Genomic DNA, 18,925 nt, shown 5'->3' on the forward strand with positions numbered 1-18,925 from the left:
TCTCCTTGTTCTTGTTCTTTATTCTTCAATCATCGAAATGCGTCGTACATGACGCTCATCTCCGGAAAACGGAGTCTTCAAAAAGGTATCCACAATCTTCACTGCAAGTTCCGGACCTAATACACGTCCCCCCAATGCAATGATGTTTGCGTCATTGTGAAGTCTTGTAGCTTCCGCAGAAAAGCAGTCAGAACAAAGTGCACAACGGATTCCTTTCATCTTATTCGCAGCGATGGAAATACCAATTCCGGTTCCGCAAATCAAAATTCCTTTTTCACACTCGCCATCCAAAACAGCCTGTCCCACTTTTCTCGCATAAATTGGATAATCTACCGATTCTCCATTGCAGCCGAAGTCTTTATATGCAAGCCCTTCTCGTTCTAAATATTTTATAATCTCCAATTTCAAATCATATCCACCATGATCACATCCAATTGCTATCATTCTTTTTTTGCCTCCTTATTTAGTTTCTCTGCTAATTTTAAAATCAACTCTTTTAACAGTTCAAAATTCTCTCCATATGCCACCAAAGGCTGCCCATGTGTAGAGAGAACCTGTCTGTCATCTTCAATGTACTCATTCAATGTAAATACATTCTTTACATTTTCGTATTCCGATACAATCTTCCATTTGTACGGTTCTTCCAATGTAAGCACCAATGTATCGTCATCCAAATCTTTTTCACTAAACGGCGTTGCCTCATGTGACTCCAAGGTCATCTGCTGGCTTTTCATGATTGCCTCTGCCTTTTGGTTCGCCGGCTCAGGAAACAAGACGATCATTCCTCGAGAATCCACTTCATATTCCTGTAAAAGTGGCTGATTGCGCAAGATCTCTGCCGCCATCGGTCCCCTGCAATTGTCACTGTTACTTACAAACAGAATCCTTCTGTATTTCTGAAGCTTCGTAATCTCTTCCGCCTCTATGATCTGATGACCCGCAGCTTTGATAAGTCTGTTCATAATCGCATTCCCGATTCCTTCCACGGCAAATGCCTCACTAAAAATATATGCCACCTCTTCATCATCAAATTCACGAAGCACTTTATAAAGATTTTTAGCAATGGAATTCTCGTTTGCTCTTGTCCCAATACTTTTTACGATTCCATTCGTATATAAATCCGCTGTTTCGCTTGTCGCAATGATTCCCACCTGATTTCCCCTGCGCATCTGTTCATATGCAAGCTGACGAATAGCTTTCACTGCTTCTAACGGCGCACCATTCACAATCACAAGCTGAGCTTTTGGTGCATAGTGACGGTATTTCATTCCAGGAGCTTTCGGTGCCGCATCGCTCGTCTCAGACAATGTTGTCCTGTCCACAGCAACTTCACCTATGACTTCCTCTAACATCTCCTTCGTGATTGCTCCGGGTCTGAGGATCATAGGAGGTTCCACAGTCATATCAACGATCGTTGACTCTACTCCTATTTCCACATTGCCCCCATCGATGATCATATCGATCTTTCCATCAAGGTCTTCCGCAACATGTTCCGCACTCGTAGGGCTTGGGCGTCCGGAAGTATTGGCACTCGGGGCTGAAATATAACCTCCTCCCGCCCGAATCAGTGCCCTTGCAATCTCGTCCTCCGGCATTCTCACCGCCACCGTCTGCAGCCCGCCGGTTGTTCCAAGCGGAACTACTCCACTCTTTTCAAATATAAGTGTCAGTGGCCCAGGCCAAAATTTTTCTACGATACTTTTTGCTTTTTCCGGTATAAATTCTACAATCTCATCCAATGCCTGAATATCTGCAATGTGAACAATCAATGGATTATCTGACGGACGTCCCTTTGCTTCATAAGTCTTCCTTGCAGCTTCCTCATTCAGTGCATTGGCTCCTAATCCATACACCGTCTCTGTTGGAAACGCCACAAGTCCTCCTTTTTCAAGTATCTCACCTGCTTCTGCAATGATCTCTGTATCAAGTTGATTTTTGTCGATTTTTTTAATTATTGTTTTCATAACTTTTATTATATCATCATTATGTACACTTAGTCTAGCCATTTTATAATCCCTGCACAAATTGCTTCCGCCACTTTATCCTGATACTCCTCATTTTTTAATTTTTCTGCCTCCTGGGCATTACTCAAAAATCCGCATTCTACAATGATCGTCGGCACTTCTGTTCTCTTTAACATATAATATGTACTGTTTTCTTTCGCCTGTCTTTTGTTGTTTGTATCCAGCGCCTTCAATGCCTCCTGCATGACAGTTGCAGCACGTTCCCCTTCTTTGGAATGTGTATAATAAAATACCTGCGCTCCTTTTATGCTCTCTTCATGATAGCTGTTTTGGTGAATGCTGACCGCAATATCAGGCTTCGTCTCATTGATAAGGGCAACTCTTTTTTTCATATCTGCAATTTTTTTATTTGATTTGCTTTCATTATAAAATCCGTCGTCATCTTCTCTCGTCATCACCACATGTATCCCTTGCTCAATCAGCCTTTTCTGTACTTTTTTAGAAATCTTGAGATTCACATCTTTCTCCAGTACATTATTGATTCCTATTTTACCGGGATCTTCTGAACCGTGTCCCGCATCTAATACAACCGTTTTTGTACCTTTTTCTACTTTTTCACTTGTCACATACTCGCTCAATCCCTTACTCGCAATAATCGCCCCTATTAAAAGCAGCAATACCATCAAAAGTTCTATCTTTCTTTTCAACTATCATTCTCCATATATTTCATTGATAAAATATATGCAAAAGAAGAGCTGAACATTCAGCTCTTCTTAATCGATCAGTTCACATATTTTAAAATCAGCTCCCACACACTCGACTTTTCAAAACCTAAGCGCCATGCCGCTGTTCCAGCCAGCTTATATTCCTTCATCAGCTTAAGTTTCTCTTCCAAAGCAGTCTCATCCTCTAACCAAATCTTGTATGTGGCTCCATCTGCCTCCCACTGAGCATAGTTTTGTTTGGTTGCCTCATCTACAGTCGTCTGAGCGCCTGCATCGGCAATCGCCTGTTCTGCCGCTTCCATACCAAGCGCTTCGCTCGTCACTTTTACAGAATATTCAGCCGCTTCAGTTCCTGCCTCCTCTGCCAGCTCTTCCTCGGTCTTTGGAACTTCTTTCCAAAGTCTTGTGAAAAACGGAACCGCATTGATTACTTTTTCTTTTGGTACGGCATTTAACGTCGCTTCTATTCCCTCTTTTACAAAATTCAAAGATGCAACTGAACCGCTTTCATAAGAGCCGCTGTAATGTTCATCATATCCCATGATAATTACATAATCCGCAACTTTCCCCTGCTCTTCTATATGATAATGTGCATTGTATGTCTTCGGCACATAGTTGTCCACAGATAATACAAGTCCATTCTGTCGGCACTTTACAGATAACTCGCGGATAAACTGAATATAATGTTCTCCGCACTCTGCAGAAATCTTCTCAAAGTCGACATTAATGCCGTCAATTCCTGTCTGCAGTGCCTCTGCGATCAGCTGATTTACCAAGTTTTCTCTCTTTGAAGTATGACTAAGTACTTCGTAAGATTCTTCATAAGAACCGATTCCACCATCAAAATCTCTCACCAGCGCCCATACTTCGATATTGGACTGATGAGCATAGTTCACATACTGGGAACTTGCAAGAGAGTTAATATTTCCATCTGTATCTGCAATTGTAAACCACGTTGGAGAAATTGTTGTCAAACCTTTTGTATCTGCAATTGTCTGAAGCACTTTTTCGTTCGCACTCTGATTCGTCACCACGTGCCACGCCATATTGATTGTGTAGTCTTTTGAAATGTTTGTGTATACCTGTTCTTCAAACTCTCTCGAAATCGTCTCTTCCTTTTCATTCTTCAGACAATTTTTCTTGATATATCCAATATATCCATCCTCTGTACGAACTTTTTTCCAGTCCCCTTCATTCTCAATTACAGTTACCTTATCCTTTTTGGATACCTCTGTCAGGTACGGACTCTTCACTCCGCCTCTGTACCTCACCTGTGTATCCTTTTTGACCGTTGCCGTTCTGATCTTTCCCCAGTCACTTATAATCATGACTCTCTGCGGGTCTTCATATGTTTTAAATTCAATATTTGTATACTTCTGCACAAAATCCAGTGCGATATACGCCGTACTTCCTTCCGTCTTTATAATCGTATAATCTTCACTTTTCTTTTCTTTCTGCAGTGTATACTCATTACTTCCTACGTCTGCCCGGATCGTTCCTTCCGGGAGTGTGTACAATAAAATATTCTCATTGGAATCCCAATAAAATCTATCATTTAGATAATCTCGCACAAGCGAATATTCCAAGTATGGCTTTCCATCAAACATCGCCGCTTTCGCTTCAAGAATCTGATTGTCTATAATAACAGCTACCTGATTGTCTTGTTCTATTCCATAATATTTTTTCAAATCAGCTTTTTCTTTGGATGGGCTATATCTCTTTAATAAGAAAGCGCCTCCTACAATACCTATTACTATCAAAACAAGGATACTCATCTTGAACGCCAAATTGCGTTTTCTCTGTCTCCTTGATGCACCATTTCTTCTCTTCCTATTCGAACCATTCTGTGCTGATCTGGTTCTTTGGGTCGTGCTCTTATTTTGCATCTGCCTTGTTGTACCTGAACTCTTTCTTGTTCTTTCGTCCATGCTACACCTCCTACTTGAACCTATTATAACAATATTTTTTGTACACGTCATCAACTATTTCGACAATTTCCGCAAATATAAACAATCTAATTGTCTTCGCAAGAGGGGTATCTGTGCGTCTTTCTTAACTGTTGCTGATACTGTGAAATACGATTTCTTTAACGTCTCCCTTATCATCCCAGACGTAATCTCTCATATAGGCATTTTCCTCTTTTACCATATGTGCCGTAACAATCTGCATAGGACTTGCCGGCTGATTGTTCAACCGTATGCTGACACCTCGATTCTCGTATTTTTCTAACTCCGCATACAAATCTTTATATAGTTCTCTCTCTTCCATGTTCCGCTCCTCCATAATTTTTACAATTGGCAACTATGGCATCTGACATTCCACTATTCCTTGAGGTTCTGTGATATATCTTATGGAAATGTTTTTGCTGACAAGAAGATAGGTTTTCTCTTTAGAATTTCTTTTTTTGTTTATTTTATACGTTGCTTGTTTTGGTTTTCTGATTCGATTAAATCCTGTGATATGTATTGTTGATTCGCTATTGAAATGTGTTTGATTTAAACAAATTAGACTTTTTCAGATTATTTCTTAAAAGATTATTTTTACGAAAAGATTCTTATTGAGAAGTTAAGAATCCTGCCTTCGATAATACGTCCCTCCTTACATTGTAAACATAGCCGCCCGACATACTATCTTCTTGTAATAAAATTATAATCATTTTCATTTATTACTTGCAAGCACTATTTTGTTTATATCTAATTGTAAAGATTTACCTTGTAATTTCAAGCTTTTCTTTATCCATACTATACTTATCCACGGATTTTCCACAAGATATCCACATACTTTTCCACACAAAATTCTCTTTACATATTTTTTGTTTTTGTTTATACTAATAAAAAGTAAGCAGATCTATTTATGAATAGGAAGTGATCATTATGAAGATTGAAAAAATTAACGATAATCAAATACGCTGTACTCTTACACAAGCTGATTTAGCTGACCGCGAATTAAAACTCAGCGAATTGGCTTATGGAACTGAAAAGGCAAAATCACTTTTCCACGATATGATGCAACAGGCTGCTGCTGAATTTGGTTTCGAAGCAGAAGATACCCCTTTGATGATAGAGGCAATTCCTACATCTTCCGATTCTATTGTACTCATTATCACAAAGGTAGAAGATCCGGAAGAACTTGATACAAGATTTTCAAAATTCGCTCCTTCTCCGGCTGATTTAGACAGCAGAAAGCGAAATGTATTAGATAAACTGGAAGGCGCAGAAGATATTTTAGATTTGATAAATAAAGTAAAAGAAGCGGTATCCGAACCTCCGGCTAAAATGGCGGAAGCGAAAAAAGAAGAGATAAAAGAAGCAAAAAATCCGGCAATTCGCCTTTTTTCATTCTCGAATATGGACAGCGTCATCCATGCTGCTCATTTGCTAAAGGCAATGTACTTTGGTTCCAACACATTATATAAAGATACTTCAAACAATGTATTCATCTTAGCGCTCACACAGTCTGAGCATACAACTAATGAATACAATAAGATTTGTAACATGTTATCTGAATATGGATCCTTAGAACGTGCTTCCGGAGCAACACTTGCATATTTGGAAGAGCACTGTGAAGTATTTATAGCCAACAATGCAGTTCAACAGTTGGCAGTAATTTAAAAAAATGGGAAGAGAGTTCAAATACTCTCTTCCCATTTTTTCTTTATGCATTAATTGCTGCATTAATCTTTTCAACTAATAATTCTACGTCAATACCGTGTACCATTGCTGCTTCTTCCAGAGATTCTCCCTGTGCAGATGGGCATCCGAGACAGTGCATACCAATTTCCATTAAAATCGGTGCCACCATAGGATTAATTGCAAGAATTTCACCAATTGTCATTTCTTTTGAAACTTGTACAGCCATTTGAGATTCCTCCTTCTATAATTTTTACTTTACCTATTATAATACCATTTTTATAAATTATCAATCTCTTAAACTCTTAAACATTTCAAAAGTTTCTCAATTGTATATACAATTGTATACAAATTGAGATTACTTAAAAGTCAACATTTTTTCTCCGTTTTTTCGACAAAATAATTTTTTTATTATTTCTCTACAAAACGCTTGTTCTTTTTTTCACAATAATAATCCACACTTTCCACGCCCTTTAGTGTGGATAATGTGGATAACTTTGAGGAAAACTACTATTTATTGTGTTTTTTCCAATTTTTCATGTGGATAAGTGTATTTTTAATTTTTTTCATTTTTTTTCACATTTCGACATTTTTGTGCATTTTGTACACGCTACTTTTCTTATGTGTTCTGGCACAAAAAAAACCTCAAGACAATTCCTGAGGTTTTCCTTATAATTTCTGAACTATTACAGAAGTCTTCTGACAGTGATAATGTTTGTATATGTTGCTGAAGATACACCAATTCCATGCGCTTCATCAATCGCATTTACAATCTGACCATTTCCTATATAAATTCCTACATGCCCCTCATAACAGATTACATCTCCCGGAACAGCCTCGCTGTAGCTTACTTCTGTTCCCGCACTTCTCATGGCACTTGATGTACGTGGCATGCTAACTCCAAAATTAGCATATACTGACTGAACAAATCCAGAGCAATCCGCTCCATTTGTCAGGCTTGTACCTCCCCATACATATGGATTTCCTACAAACTGCATTGCATAGTCCACAACAGCCTGTCCATTTCCCACTGTTTCCGCTTCTGCCGCCTTAGCCTCTTCTTCTGCTTTCGCTGCTTCCTCTGCAAGTCTTGCCGCTTCCTCTTCTTTTGACTCTGCATAAGAAAAACACTCTGCCGCAAGCTCTTCTGCTTTCGCTTCATCCAATGTCTCTACATCTACTTCCGGTTTCTTCTCTGCTACAATTGCTTTTGCTTTTTCTTCTGCTGACTCCCCTGTCAAAATATATTCTGTTTTCACATAACCGGTTACATTGCCGGATTCAATCTGTGTCCATTCTCCCACCGGACCGATTACTTTTGCTGCGTCCGCTTCATAGAGCTTACCAACCCATTCACTGTCCTGAGATGGTTCTGTTCTTACAAATAAATAACTTCCCTCTTCCACCTGTGTAAATGCCATGTCTTCGTACACATTTTTCAGTTCAGTTTCTACGTATCGTTCAATCTCAGCTGTAGCATTTGCCAAATATCCTTTATTTATATTTACAGTACTTACCCCCTCCGCATTTTTTGCTTCGGCTGCAAGAACTTTATCGTTCGGTATTAAGACTGCACTTGTCAATACTCCTAAAGCGATTCCTTTTTTCAGGAATTTAGAATACATAAATTGTCCTCCTACTATATTTTTCTTAATTGTTACAAAAATGTTAAATATGTTACATTGGTATTATATCAACGTAACATCTTACTGTCAACCGTGTATACTGTGTTTTTATTGTGAATTTTATTTTCTGTATTGACAAAATTTCACTTTTTTAATATTATAAATATAGTAACTATTACTATTATTGACTGAAAGGAGGATTCCCATTGGCAACTTTAAAATACAGCCGCCAGCGAGAGTCCATCAAAGACTATCTGAATAGCACAACTGAACATCCAACAGCAGATACTGTCTATTTAAATGTAAGGAAAGAGTTTCCGAACATCAGCCTGGGCACAGTATATCGCAATCTGAATCTGCTGGCAGAGATTGGAGATGCTATAAAGATACCTACTCCCAATGGCGGAGATCGATTTGATGGAAGAACAATTCCACATTATCATTTTTGTTGTACTTGTTGTGGCAGAGTCATGGATCTTGATATCGAACAGATGGATTTCATTAATGAGACTGCCGGCAAGAATTTTGATGGTATTATCGAGAACCACTCTATGATGTTCTACGGGACATGTAATGAATGTGTTAAAAAACAATAAAATTCAAAATAAGGATTGACATTTTCATTTGATTATGATAAATTAATATCAGTAACTATTACTAATATTGATGATAAAAAATATTATTAACAGAAAAGGAGAGTTTTAAAATGAAAAAATTTGTATGTACAGTATGCGGTTATGTTTATGAAGGAGAAGCTGCTCCAGCAGAATGTCCACAGTGCCATGTAGGAGCTGATAAATTTAAAGAAATGACAGGAGAAAGAGAATGGGCTGCTGAGCACGTAGTTGGTGTTGCACAGGGCGTTAGCGAAGATATTTTAGCTGACTTAAGAGCAAACTTCGAAGGAGAATGTTCAGAAGTTGGTATGTACCTTGCAATGGCTAGAGTAGCTCACAGAGAAGGATACCCAGAGATCGGATTATACTGGGAAAAAGCTGCTTGGGAAGAAGCAGAACACGCTGCTAAATTCGCTGAATTATTAGGTGAAGTTGTAACTGACAGCACAAAGAAGAACCTTGAGATGAGAGTAGAAGCTGAGAACGGCGCTACAGCAGGAAAATTTGATCTTGCAAAACGTGCAAAAGCTGCTAACTTAGATGCTATTCACGATACAGTTCACGAGATGGCTAGAGACGAAGCTCGTCACGGAAAAGCTTTCGAAGGACTTCTTAACAGATATTTTGGTTAATTTGAATGCTTCTTACGAGCATTTACAAAGGAGCCGACCAGTGGTCAGGCTCCTTTTACTTTATATTTTTTCTGTAATTCTGTCATATGCCATCTGGTACAATACTTCCTGAGCATTGACTGGTTTTTCTTCATTCACCCGCATGTGATAACAACCATCTTTATCTTCCCATCTTGCTTTCTGATTATCATGCAGCAAAATATCAAACAATTCCTGAAGTCGTTCTTTTAGATTCTCCTGATAGACCGGAGCGGCAACCTCCACTCTTTTCACTGTATTTCTCGTCATAAAATCAGCGGAACCAATGTAATATCTTCGTCTTTCTCCAACTCCAAATATATAGATGCGGGAATGTTCCAAAAACCTCCCGACAATGCTAAGTACACGGATATTTTCTGTCTTACCTGCAACTTGCGGAATCAGACAGCAGATTCCTCTCACTACCATCTCAATGTTCACTCCTGCGCAGGAAGCTTCCACTAACTTATCCATAATTTTTTTATCGGTGAGAGAATTCAGTTTTAATCCTATATATGCATCTTCTCCACTTTTTGCACGTATGATTTCTTCCTCAATCATCTCAATAACTTTTGACTGCAGACATTTCGGAGCAACTAAAAGATGTTTTGTCTCTTCCACCACTTCCCCTTTTGACAGTGCCTGAAAGATTCCCGCTGCCTCCAGACCGATATCCACATTTGCTGTCATCAGAGACAAATCCGTATATAATCTGGACGTTTTTTCATTATAATTACCGGTTCCGATTTGCGTAATATACTCGATCTTTCCTTCTGCCTTGCGGGTAATCAGACAAAGCTTTGAATGTACTTTATAATTTTCCAGCCCATATATTACCTGGCATCCTGCTTTTTCAAGCATTCTGGACCACTCAATATTATTTTCCTCATCAAATCTTGCCCGAAGCTCTACCAATACAACTACTTCTTTTCCGTTTTCTGCCGCCTCGCATAACGCCTCGATGATTTTACTTTGTTTCGCAAGTCGATATAAGGTCATTTTAATCGAAACTACATTTTCGTCTTCCGCCGCTTCCACGAGCAGATTCAAAAATGGACGAATAGATTCATACGGGTAGGATAACATCTTATCTTCTTCTTTGATCTGTTCAATAATACTGGTTCCGTCTTTGATATCAGGTGTTTTCTGCGGAACTCGCTTTTCATAGAACATTTCTGAATTCTTTCTGAGGAGGTCCTCAATTTCAGAGATAAACGTCATATCCAGCGGAGACTCTTCACGAAATACACTGTCTGTATCCATATCCAGATATTTACACAATGCATGCACTACATTTCCGTCCATCTCACGCGAAAGACTCAGGCGTACCGGAGAAAGTTTTTTGCGTTCTTTCATTAATTCTGCCATAAATTCACGGTAATCCAAATCTTCGTCATAAAGTGCATCTGCATCAATGTCCGCATTTCGGATCACTCGAATGAGAGACTTTCCTTTGATCTTGTAACCTTTAAATACTTTTGCCATAAAGTGTAAAATCAAATCTTCTGACAGCATATATCTTCCCTGTCCAAACGGCAGCTCAATCATACGCTCCAGCATATTATTTGTGCATGGAATAATTCCAAGACGTTCCTTTCCGTTTCTTGTCTCCAATACAACAACCGCGTAGATTTCCTTGTTGCGCAAAAATGGGAATGGCTGGCGTTTTCCGACTACGGTAGGTGAAATCAACGGCGCAATCTCTGTCTCAAAATACTTTTCCAAATACTGCTGTTCTTCTTCACGCGCCATCTGGAAATCAATCAGGCAGATTCCAAACTGTTCTACTTCTGTCATCAGCTTGCTGTATATTTTATCTTTTCTTTTGTTAAGCTTCTTTACTTCTCGAAAAATTGCATGAATCTGCTCCTGTGCAGTCATATTTGTCTTATTGTCTTTCCATTTACTGCTGATAAGCATCTGGTCTCTCAAAGACCCGACTCTTACCATAAAAAATTCGTCCAGATTGCTCTCAAAAATAGAGACAAATGTCATTCTCTCACATAGTGGAACGGACTCATTTTCTGCTTCTTCCAGTACTCTTTCGTTGAATTTTAGCCAGGAAAGCTCCCGGTTCATATAAATTTCTCCCATTTTCGCCTTCTCCTTTGTTTTGAATTTTCAAAAGAAACTCTCGTTTTATAACGTATAGCGACGGCGTTTTGTAATTCCAAATACGACTGTCAAAGTCAAAATAATTGCTGTGAAAAGTCCTGCTGTTTTCTGCATATCTCCGGTCTTTGGTGCATCTGATTTTGCTCCTTGTCCGGATTCCTGTCCATTGTTTGAATTCTGTCCTTCCCCCGAATCCTGCCCGTTATCCGAATCTTGCTCATTTCCCTGATCTTCTGTTTTCCGAGCAGTTAATTCATATGATGCAACGGTTCCTGATACTTCACATGCCGTTAATAAATGTGCATTTCCATCCACACTTTCCGACTCCGATATAAAACAAAGTCCTTCCGGTGAATCATCTCCTGCAATATCCGCACTGAAATCGCGGGAGTTAATATAATTTGCATAACTGATTTTCTCTGGATTTGTAACATCATACATCATTACGCCTCCGATTCTTTCCAAACCAATAAATGCGTAAATCTTTTCGCCTACATTTCCTATAGTTACATTTTCTGCTTCAACCCCCTTTTTCCCTGAGCGGTCATCTATGTCATTATTGTCGTTCGAACAGTTAAAGTGTTCTAGTTCATAGCCTGCTGTTTTTGCTTCAAACTCATTACCACTTGTGTATATTTCTGTCAGACCTTGCTCATCTGCTTTAAATACCGTAAAAGAGCGCCCTCCAAAGAGATAGTCAAACTCACTGTCAAGCCCATCGTAATCACTGCTGTCAAAAAATACAACTTTTCCAGTTAATCCACTGTTTTCGGCTGTAATCTTTCCTGTTGGAGACGTCTCTCCTTTCCCGAAGTTCCGCTCATCTTCATTCAGATACTCACCCCATTCCCGAGAATCACCTTCATTTGCTGTTACTATATAGTCTACACCATTTATATGATATGTTGCAATCCCATCAGGCATACGTATTCCTCGTAATGTCTCATAAACTGCTGGTTTATATGCTTCATCTTTTTTGTCAATATCTACTGCGCAAGTACTATAATCTTCATACCCGGCAGAATAAACTCCTGTAAGAGATTGCTGGTTCAAGTCAATTACTGCGATAGCATTTGCCTCTTGAAGCGTCACATATGCTGTCTTATCTCCTACTGCAATATATTCCGGCTCAAAATCTACAGAAGGATTCGTATTTTTCTTCAGGATAACTCCACTTTCTACGAGTTGTTCCCGGCTGCCAGAATTATCATACGATGTAAAATCTACCTGTGATACTGTCTGGTCTGCCAAATTAATAATTGTGACTGTCCCCTTCGGATCTATGATTCCATCCCCGTATCCATCTCTTGGTTCCCCTTCGTCCGCCGTAAGAATTTTACTATCATTCGACGCAAATGTAACCATATCCGGCTGCACTCCGGTCTCATAAACCTTATCAAAGGTCAACGTCCCATCTGCATTGCATGTAAATAACGCCACACGTCCGGTATCTGCATAATTTTCTGCCTGTATTGCAACTGCAAGCTTACTTCCGTCTTCCGAAACTGCAACAGAAGTCATATCTCCATATACAAACCCTGCACAATTTTCTTCTACCATCGATTTTACATCAATATCATTGCCATCCAAAAGGTCTATCTTTTCTGAAGACTTCATATCTTTGATCGCGATGGCTGTCAAGTTTCCGGTTACGCCATTGACCGCATATGCCCATCCAGTCGTCGTATTATAATCTACAATCTCCATCACACCGCCGTCAGCATTTGTCATGCCAGAGTCATATCGTGCCTTTTGAACCACATCCAGAGATGTCTTTGTATTTTCTTTTCCTGATGTCTGTTCTCCTCCGTCTGTATTCTTTGTAACGCTGAATGAATCGATCAGCTCACTGTCTGGTGCATCGCTCTCTCCGGAAAGATTATACACATTTACAGAAATCTTTTGATCTGTCACATCAAAAATAGCATAACTTGGACTATACTCCTGATTCCACTCTTGATTTCCCACAGGAAGATTTCCTTCCAGATAGGATGCAGAACCACTCTCTCCATTTGCTAAAATCGGAAAATCCGCATTATTATTTTTATCTAGTTTTTCAAACGGGGTATAATACTGCATATCAGAACAGCAATTTCCAGTAAGATAAATCGTTCCGTCCGGATCATTAATCGTATCCAGGCGCTCTGAATTGCGCTGTCCGTCTTTTAAAACATAACTTCTGGAATATACATGATCATGTCCTCCCAGTACAAAATCCACATCAAACTCATCCATGACTTTTTCAAATCCTCCATCTACATAGTTCTCAATATCGGAGTCTGCGGCATGCTTTGCCACTGTCTGTGTAGATTTGTGATGTGTTACAATCAGCCACTGATACTGTCCTGCATTTTCCGCATCGTTGCCACCCGGATATGCCCCTGTATTTAAAGTTACAAAAAGTACATTATCGTACAGATAATAATAATTACCTTTTGTCTCCATCTCTCTTCTCTCGGTAAAGTCATATTGTCCTTCTGCATTTGGCGTCACTCCGTTTGACTCAGATTGGTTCGCAATTTCATCTGCCGTTGCCTGAATATAGTTTCCATGACTTTGACTCGTCCCACTGTTCTGCCCACGAAATGTTGTCTTCACCTGGCTGAGCACGCCTTCACTTCCATCTACAAGCATTTCATTTGGCAGATTAAAATGATCTGCAAACATATAATGTCTGTCATGATTTCCAACCGCCGGAGCATAAAGAATCGAGGACATCTCCTTCGGTGCAAAAAATGCGGCATATTCACTTGACTTTCCCCAACTTTGATCTTCCACCTGATCTCCGGCAGATACAACCAGATTTACATTCTCCTGCATCAGCTTATCCAGCATAGTTGCCCAACCGGTCTGGTTCGTACCATCAGATGAGTTCCATCCTTCTTTGTTGCTCTCTCCATTTTCCTTGATTTGAGGATCACTTGTGAAGCCAAACTTAAACTCATTTTCTTTTGCTGTCTTATAGCTATTGATTTCCGACCATGTTTTCCCATCATCATAGGACACCTGATACTGATATTCCGTATCTTTTGTAAGCCCGTCAACTGTTGCTTTACATACCATTTTCCCAGTGTCAGTATATTTGTTTTTGTCTACCTTTGTCGGTGTATGAAGTTCCTCCACAGATGCTTCCACTATCCGATCCCCAAATTTCACAATCGCTTTCTCCGTTCCTGTCGGCGCATACCAATTCAGATTCACAGCCGAATCCGTCTCCCCCGGCTGAAGTGTCAGGTACTCTACAGAAACCTCTGCATCCGTATTCCATTCCACGCTATCACTATTTTTATCTGCTGAGTAAACTAAACTCATAACATTTTGCGAGTAGGCTACAGATGCTGCTAATGCAAACGCTGCTCCTCTTTTCCATACTTTTTTCATATTTGTTTTCCTCCTAAATAAACGCACTACGAGAGAATTGTAAAAGATATTTGTTAAATTCAGAATTGTTTTTTGCAAAAAGTATGTTAATTTAATTTTTTCAAAAGTTCTTCTTCCCTGTTATGAAGTGAAATCTAAAAAAAGATTGCGCAATAGCGCAATCTTCGCGCGCGAGCGGTTCACGCAGTGATAATTTCACCCCCGCGAGCTGCGCATCTTTGCACGAAGTGCATTTTTTGAATTATAGGATTCCAAAGGAATTTCCTATAATTCAAAAAAATCCTGTAATTCAGCTTTCCGCTGAACTACAGGATCATAGAGTAAATGTTAGCTGACCATATGGGAACTAATCTGGAAATCACAGATGCGCCTGCTAATAAAAGTACTTTTTATATATCCTTCCTATCGGTCTGTAAATAAGAAGCACCACGCCGACCATAAACGCTGCGTTTATCACTGTGGCAGGGATTGAAGTAAGCGCTCCCAAAAGTGCCGCATTCACTCCACTTCCCGCAATCAAAAGTGTAATCGTTCCCATCACAAATTCAATCACAATATTCATCACAGCGTACACGAACACGCCGATCGTGACAGCCCGGTATTCTGTCTTCTTATCATCTTTCCCTTTGACAAAGTGTTTTAAAATGGCACCGAGGATCAAGCACTTCACAATTGTCTCTATAAAAACCTGTGGAATCGCCTGCACGTATCCGTTTAACAGATCAAATAATACAAGTCCGATCGTTCCTGATACTGCACCTTTCTTCCCGCCTTGCAGCAGCACACCCAGCACAACAAAAATATGTCCAAAATGTACAAATGGTGTCCCAACTGCTGCCGGAAGCGGAATCCGAAACATCTGTATCCCAAGAAATGTAACTGCGGCAAAAAAACCAGCCGTCACAATCGTCTTTAAGTTTATCGTACTACTCTGCCTCATAGTTAAACAGCCTTTCTCTTCATATGAATAAGTCCGCTGCGAAGCAATACCGGTCTGAGCGCATTATATACAACACCGACCAGAATGACTGATACCACTGCATTTACGAATGTGGTCGCCGTGCTCCATTTCGCAAGCACCTCCGCCATCTCCTGCGGCTGTCCCAGTATCCACTGTTTATAAAAATAACCTACAAGCGGATCTGCGATTACATTGAATCCAAGTCCTGCAACAGATGCAATCACACTCCATCTGAGCACATACTTCTTATCACTGCTCTCATTGATCCTGGCAATGCGATGCGCCACAAGTCCGACAATCAGACCGATGCATAACTTTAATACAAATGTCTTTGGTGCAACTGTAATATAAACCGGATCCATAATGTCTGCAATAGACATTCCGATAGCTCCTGCAAGCCCGCCATACCATCCGCCTAACAGCAGTGCCCCAAGTACACATACCGCATTTCCCAGATGCAGTGATGTGGCATCTCCACCAGGCATCGGTATCTTGATCTGCAAAAATGTAAAGGTCACATAACATAACGCCGCCACCAAAGCAGTCTGTGCTAATTTTATCATTGTCTCATTCTTTTTTTCCATGTTGTATACCCCTTTCCTTACTTAAGTTAGGTACTATACTAACATCATTCTGGTATATTTAAAAATACCAGTTTTTGAGTTTTTAACCAGTCCAGTTTATTTATTTTTGGTTCGCCGGTTCTATGGCAATCGATTTTCCTTTGATTTTTGCATTCTGCATCGCATGCAGAACGTCTTTCGCATACTCTCTCGGAACCTCTACAAATGTATATTTGTCAAACATATCGATGGTACCGATGAGTTTTCCAGGCATTCCGGTCTCGCCCGCAAGCGCTCCAAGAATATCTCCCGGTTTTGCTTTTTGCTTTTTTCCAATATTGATAAACAAACGTACCATTCCAGGCTCTTCTGCTCCGGTGTCACCAAAGTCCATATCCTCCGCTGAACCGTCATCGCCCATCGTCATTCCCGTACACATTTTCAAGAATGCAGCCGCAATGTCCATCGCTGTGTAATCAGAGCCATTTACTTTGCTCTCGATTGCATTGACCATCGCTGTCAGATCTTCTGTCTCGATAATACGGTCAATGTCCTCCAAAATATTCTCCATCTTTGTGTTCGCAACATCGTCCAATGACGGAACCTTTTGTGCATAAATCTTCGTCTTACAATATCTCTGAATCTCTTTCAGTTTATACACTTCTTTTCCGGATACAAATGAAAACGAACGTCCGACTCTTCCCGCACGCCCCGTTCTCCCGATACGGTGTACATAATATTCATCATCCTGCGGCAAGTCATAGTTAAATACTGCTTCTACTTCATCTACGTCAATTCCTCTGGCTGCCACGTCGGTCGCAACAAGAATGTCTGTCTTCCCACTTCGGAATCCCTGCATCACACGGTCACGCTGCGCCTGCTTCATATCACCGTGAAGTCCCGCCGCAAAATATCCTCTTCCAAGCAATGCGGTCACAAGAAGGTCCACCTGCTTTTTCGTATTACAGAAAATAACAGAAAGCTTTGGTGTATAAATATCTAAAAGACGAGTTAACACCTCTTCCTTATTCTTTGGTCTTACTTCATAGTAAAACTGCTCGATATTCGGAACTGTGAGCTCTTTTTTTGTCACTTTCACCACTTGGGCATTCTTTTGGAATTTTTTTGTAATCTCCATAATTGCTTTTGGCATTGTCGCTGAGAACAAAACTGTCTGTCTTTCTTCCGGCACTCCGCTTAAAATCGTCTCGATATCTTCGCGAAATCCCATATTGAGCATCTCGTCTGCCTCATCAAGGACAACCGTGTGCACCTGATCCATCTTGATCGTCTTTCGTCTCATGTGATCCATCACACGCCCCGGCGTACCGATAATAATCTGTGTCCCACTTTTCAGAGAACGGATCTGTTTTACAATCTCCTGCCCTCCATAGATTGGAAGCACTTTAATTCCATGCATATATTTTGCCAGATTTCGAATCTCATCCGCCACCTGTATTGCGAGTTCTCTTGTCGGGCAAAGAACAATCCCTTGCAGCTTTTTGTTTTTCGGATCGACTTTCTGTAAAAGTGGAATCCCGAATGCCGCTGTCTTTCCGGTTCCTGTCTGCGCCTGACCAATGATATCTTTTCCTTCCAAAATAACCGGAATTGCTTTTGCCTGAATTGGCGACGCCTCCTCAAATCCCATGTATTTTACTGCTTTTTGAATCTCTGAACAAAGTCCGAGATTCTCAAAATTCATATTTCCCATATTTTATATCCTTTCTATTTAAAAAAGATTGCGCAGTAGCGTAATCTTCGCGCGGTGTGCATTTATTGAATGATAGGATTCCAAAGGAATTTCCTATCATTCAATAAAAATACCCTTCACTTGCCACCAAGTAAAGGGTATTCACAAAGTTTCTGGGTAACATCATAACAGAGCAAAACGCTTTTGTCAAATTTAACTTGCTATTTATACATATCAGGTGTAATATATACATATACTTAACATAGTATTAATTACTACATATAACATTTTTCATCACCAGGAGGTATGACTTATGAATAAAAAGCATTTAAAAGACCCGGGAAGCGCAATCACTCATTTTATCGGCATGTTAATGGCAATTTTTGCCGGAATACCATTACTGATAAAAGCTGCCCATGAACCAAGCCCAATTTACCTTATCTCACTTACGATTTATTTGGTCAGCATGATCTTATTATATGCAGCGAGTACGATTTATCATTCCCTTGATATCTCAGAAAAAGTGAATAAAAGACTGAAAAAATTTGACCACATGATGATATCCGTTTTGATTGCCGGAAGCTACACTCCGATTTGTCTGCTTGTCTTAAAAGGAACAACCGGAATCATTCTTCTTTCCATCGTATGGGGCATTGCAATCTTCGGAATACTGATCAAAGCATTTTGGATCAACTGCCCGAAATGGTTCTCTTCTGTGCTGTATATCGGAATGGGCTGGACATGTGTTCTCGCCTTTACAAAATTGTTGAACGCACTTTCTCCCGCCGCATTCGGATGGCTTTTAGCAGGTGGTATCATCTACACCATTGGCGGAATTATTTACGCACTGAAACTTCCAATATTTAACAGCCGGCATAAAAATTTCGGGACTCACGAGATCTTCCATCTGTTTGTAATGGGTGGAAGTATCTGTCATTTCATCGTAATGTATGTGTTCATACTTTAAATATATGTATATCAACGGAGACTATACAAATAGCC

General features: G+C 39.9%; 15 protein-coding genes and 1 pseudogene. 4 read left to right on the top strand and 12 right to left on the bottom strand.

Going from position 1 to position 18,925, the window contains the following annotated elements:
• Positions 1-18 precede the first annotated feature (18 nt).
• The 5 genes from rpiB to AC6I5B_RS17800 all read right to left on the bottom strand — a co-directional run bounded on the left by rpiB (position 19) and on the right by AC6I5B_RS17800 (position 4,957).
• Positions 19-444: a ribose 5-phosphate isomerase B gene (gene rpiB, locus AC6I5B_RS17780; RefSeq protein WP_004613180.1), complete on the bottom strand. Its 426-nt coding sequence runs from the start codon at positions 442-444 to the stop codon at positions 19-21.
• A complete protein-coding gene (locus AC6I5B_RS17785; RefSeq protein WP_117787401.1) occupies positions 441-1,964 on the bottom strand; it encodes an L-threonylcarbamoyladenylate synthase in 1,524 nt (507 codons plus the stop codon). The genes rpiB and AC6I5B_RS17785 overlap by 4 nt, the downstream gene beginning before the upstream one ends.
• Positions 1,965-1,993: 29 nt before the next feature.
• Positions 1,994-2,671: an N-acetylmuramoyl-L-alanine amidase gene (locus AC6I5B_RS17790; protein ID WP_022250651.1), complete on the bottom strand. Its 678-nt coding sequence runs from the start codon at positions 2,669-2,671 to the stop codon at positions 1,994-1,996.
• 74 nt (positions 2,672-2,745) lie between these two features.
• Complete coding sequence (locus AC6I5B_RS17795) at positions 2,746-4,617, bottom strand: glycosyl hydrolase family 18 protein (RefSeq protein WP_156554869.1); 1,872 nt, start codon at positions 4,615-4,617, stop codon at positions 2,746-2,748.
• A 124-nt stretch (positions 4,618-4,741) separates the two neighbouring features.
• Positions 4,742-4,957, bottom strand: a complete 216-nt coding sequence (locus AC6I5B_RS17800) for a hypothetical protein (RefSeq protein WP_022250650.1) — start codon at positions 4,955-4,957, stop codon at positions 4,742-4,744.
• 605 nt (positions 4,958-5,562) lie between these two features.
• Here AC6I5B_RS17800 and AC6I5B_RS17805 point away from each other — a divergent pair.
• A complete protein-coding gene (locus tag AC6I5B_RS17805) occupies positions 5,563-6,300 on the top strand; it encodes an adaptor protein MecA (protein WP_497773504.1) in 738 nt (245 codons plus the stop codon).
• A gap of 43 nt (positions 6,301-6,343) precedes the next feature.
• Here AC6I5B_RS17805 and AC6I5B_RS17810 read toward each other — a convergent pair whose 3' ends face one another.
• Entirely contained in the window at positions 6,344-6,547 is a 204-nt protein-coding gene (locus AC6I5B_RS17810; protein WP_004613187.1) for a DUF1858 domain-containing protein, read from the bottom strand.
• Between the two features lie 457 nt (positions 6,548-7,004).
• Entirely contained in the window at positions 7,005-7,943 is a 939-nt protein-coding gene (locus AC6I5B_RS17815) for a C40 family peptidase (protein WP_022250649.1), read from the bottom strand.
• A gap of 206 nt (positions 7,944-8,149) precedes the next feature.
• On the opposite strand from AC6I5B_RS17815, the gene AC6I5B_RS17820 reads away from it, so the two are divergent.
• Positions 8,150-8,539 carry a Fur family transcriptional regulator gene (locus AC6I5B_RS17820; protein ID WP_004613189.1) on the top strand — a complete coding sequence of 130 codons (390 nt, stop codon included), beginning with the start codon at positions 8,150-8,152 and terminating at the stop codon, positions 8,537-8,539.
• A 110-nt stretch (positions 8,540-8,649) separates the two neighbouring features.
• On the top strand, positions 8,650-9,192 hold the full coding sequence (locus AC6I5B_RS17825) for a rubredoxin-like domain-containing protein (protein WP_004613190.1): 543 nt from the start codon (positions 8,650-8,652) through the stop codon (positions 9,190-9,192).
• Positions 9,193-9,252: 60 nt separating this feature from the next.
• Here AC6I5B_RS17825 and ppk1 read toward each other — a convergent pair.
• The 5 genes and pseudogenes from ppk1 to AC6I5B_RS17850 form a co-directional block, all read right to left on the bottom strand.
• A pseudogene (ppk1, locus tag AC6I5B_RS17830) lies at positions 9,253-11,328 on the bottom strand (polyphosphate kinase 1); the annotation flags it as partial.
• 21 nt (positions 11,329-11,349) lie between these two features.
• A complete protein-coding gene (locus AC6I5B_RS17835) occupies positions 11,350-14,706 on the bottom strand; it encodes a choice-of-anchor I family protein (protein ID WP_497773505.1) in 3,357 nt (1,118 codons plus the stop codon).
• A gap of 373 nt (positions 14,707-15,079) precedes the next feature.
• Positions 15,080-15,646, bottom strand: a complete 567-nt coding sequence (locus AC6I5B_RS17840) for an ECF transporter S component (protein WP_004613195.1) — start codon at positions 15,644-15,646, stop codon at positions 15,080-15,082.
• Between the two features lie 2 nt (positions 15,647-15,648).
• A complete protein-coding gene (locus AC6I5B_RS17845) occupies positions 15,649-16,251 on the bottom strand; it encodes an ECF transporter S component (protein WP_004613196.1) in 603 nt (200 codons plus the stop codon).
• A gap of 100 nt (positions 16,252-16,351) precedes the next feature.
• Positions 16,352-17,944 carry a DEAD/DEAH box helicase gene (locus AC6I5B_RS17850; RefSeq protein WP_071143522.1) on the bottom strand — a complete coding sequence of 531 codons (1,593 nt, stop codon included), beginning with the start codon at positions 17,942-17,944 and terminating at the stop codon, positions 16,352-16,354.
• Between the two features lie 292 nt (positions 17,945-18,236).
• Between AC6I5B_RS17850 and trhA the strand changes: the two genes are divergently transcribed.
• Entirely contained in the window at positions 18,237-18,890 is a 654-nt protein-coding gene (gene trhA, locus AC6I5B_RS17855; RefSeq protein WP_004613198.1) for a PAQR family membrane homeostasis protein TrhA, read from the top strand.
• The last annotated feature ends 35 nt before the right edge of the window (positions 18,891-18,925 follow it).

Source organism: Faecalimonas nexilis, assembly GCF_059731825.1.

Excerpts from the sequence above, each read along its gene's own strand:
- rpiB (WP_004613180.1), bottom strand. The coding sequence starts at position 444 with ATGATAGCAATTGGATGTGATCATGGTGGATATGATTTGAAATTGGAG.
- AC6I5B_RS17785 (WP_117787401.1), bottom strand. The coding sequence starts at position 1,964 with ATGAAAACAATAATTAAAAAAATCGACAAAAATCAACTTGATACAGAG.
- AC6I5B_RS17795 (WP_156554869.1), bottom strand. The coding sequence starts at position 4,617 with ATGGACGAAAGAACAAGAAAGAGTTCAGGTACAACAAGGCAGATGCAA.
- AC6I5B_RS17800 (WP_022250650.1), bottom strand. The coding sequence starts at position 4,957 with ATGGAAGAGAGAGAACTATATAAAGATTTGTATGCGGAGTTAGAAAAA.
- AC6I5B_RS17805 (WP_497773504.1), top strand. The coding sequence starts at position 5,563 with ATGAAGATTGAAAAAATTAACGATAATCAAATACGCTGTACTCTTACA.
- AC6I5B_RS17810 (WP_004613187.1), bottom strand. The coding sequence starts at position 6,547 with ATGGCTGTACAAGTTTCAAAAGAAATGACAATTGGTGAAATTCTTGCA.
- AC6I5B_RS17815 (WP_022250649.1), bottom strand. The coding sequence starts at position 7,943 with ATGTATTCTAAATTCCTGAAAAAAGGAATCGCTTTAGGAGTATTGACA.
- AC6I5B_RS17825 (WP_004613190.1), top strand. The coding sequence starts at position 8,650 with ATGAAAAAATTTGTATGTACAGTATGCGGTTATGTTTATGAAGGAGAA.
- AC6I5B_RS17835 (WP_497773505.1), bottom strand. The coding sequence starts at position 14,706 with ATGAAAAAAGTATGGAAAAGAGGAGCAGCGTTTGCATTAGCAGCATCT.
- AC6I5B_RS17840 (WP_004613195.1), bottom strand. The coding sequence starts at position 15,646 with ATGAGGCAGAGTAGTACGATAAACTTAAAGACGATTGTGACGGCTGGT.
- AC6I5B_RS17845 (WP_004613196.1), bottom strand. The coding sequence starts at position 16,251 with ATGGAAAAAAAGAATGAGACAATGATAAAATTAGCACAGACTGCTTTG.
- AC6I5B_RS17850 (WP_071143522.1), bottom strand. The coding sequence starts at position 17,944 with ATGGGAAATATGAATTTTGAGAATCTCGGACTTTGTTCAGAGATTCAA.
- trhA (WP_004613198.1), top strand. The coding sequence starts at position 18,237 with ATGAATAAAAAGCATTTAAAAGACCCGGGAAGCGCAATCACTCATTTT.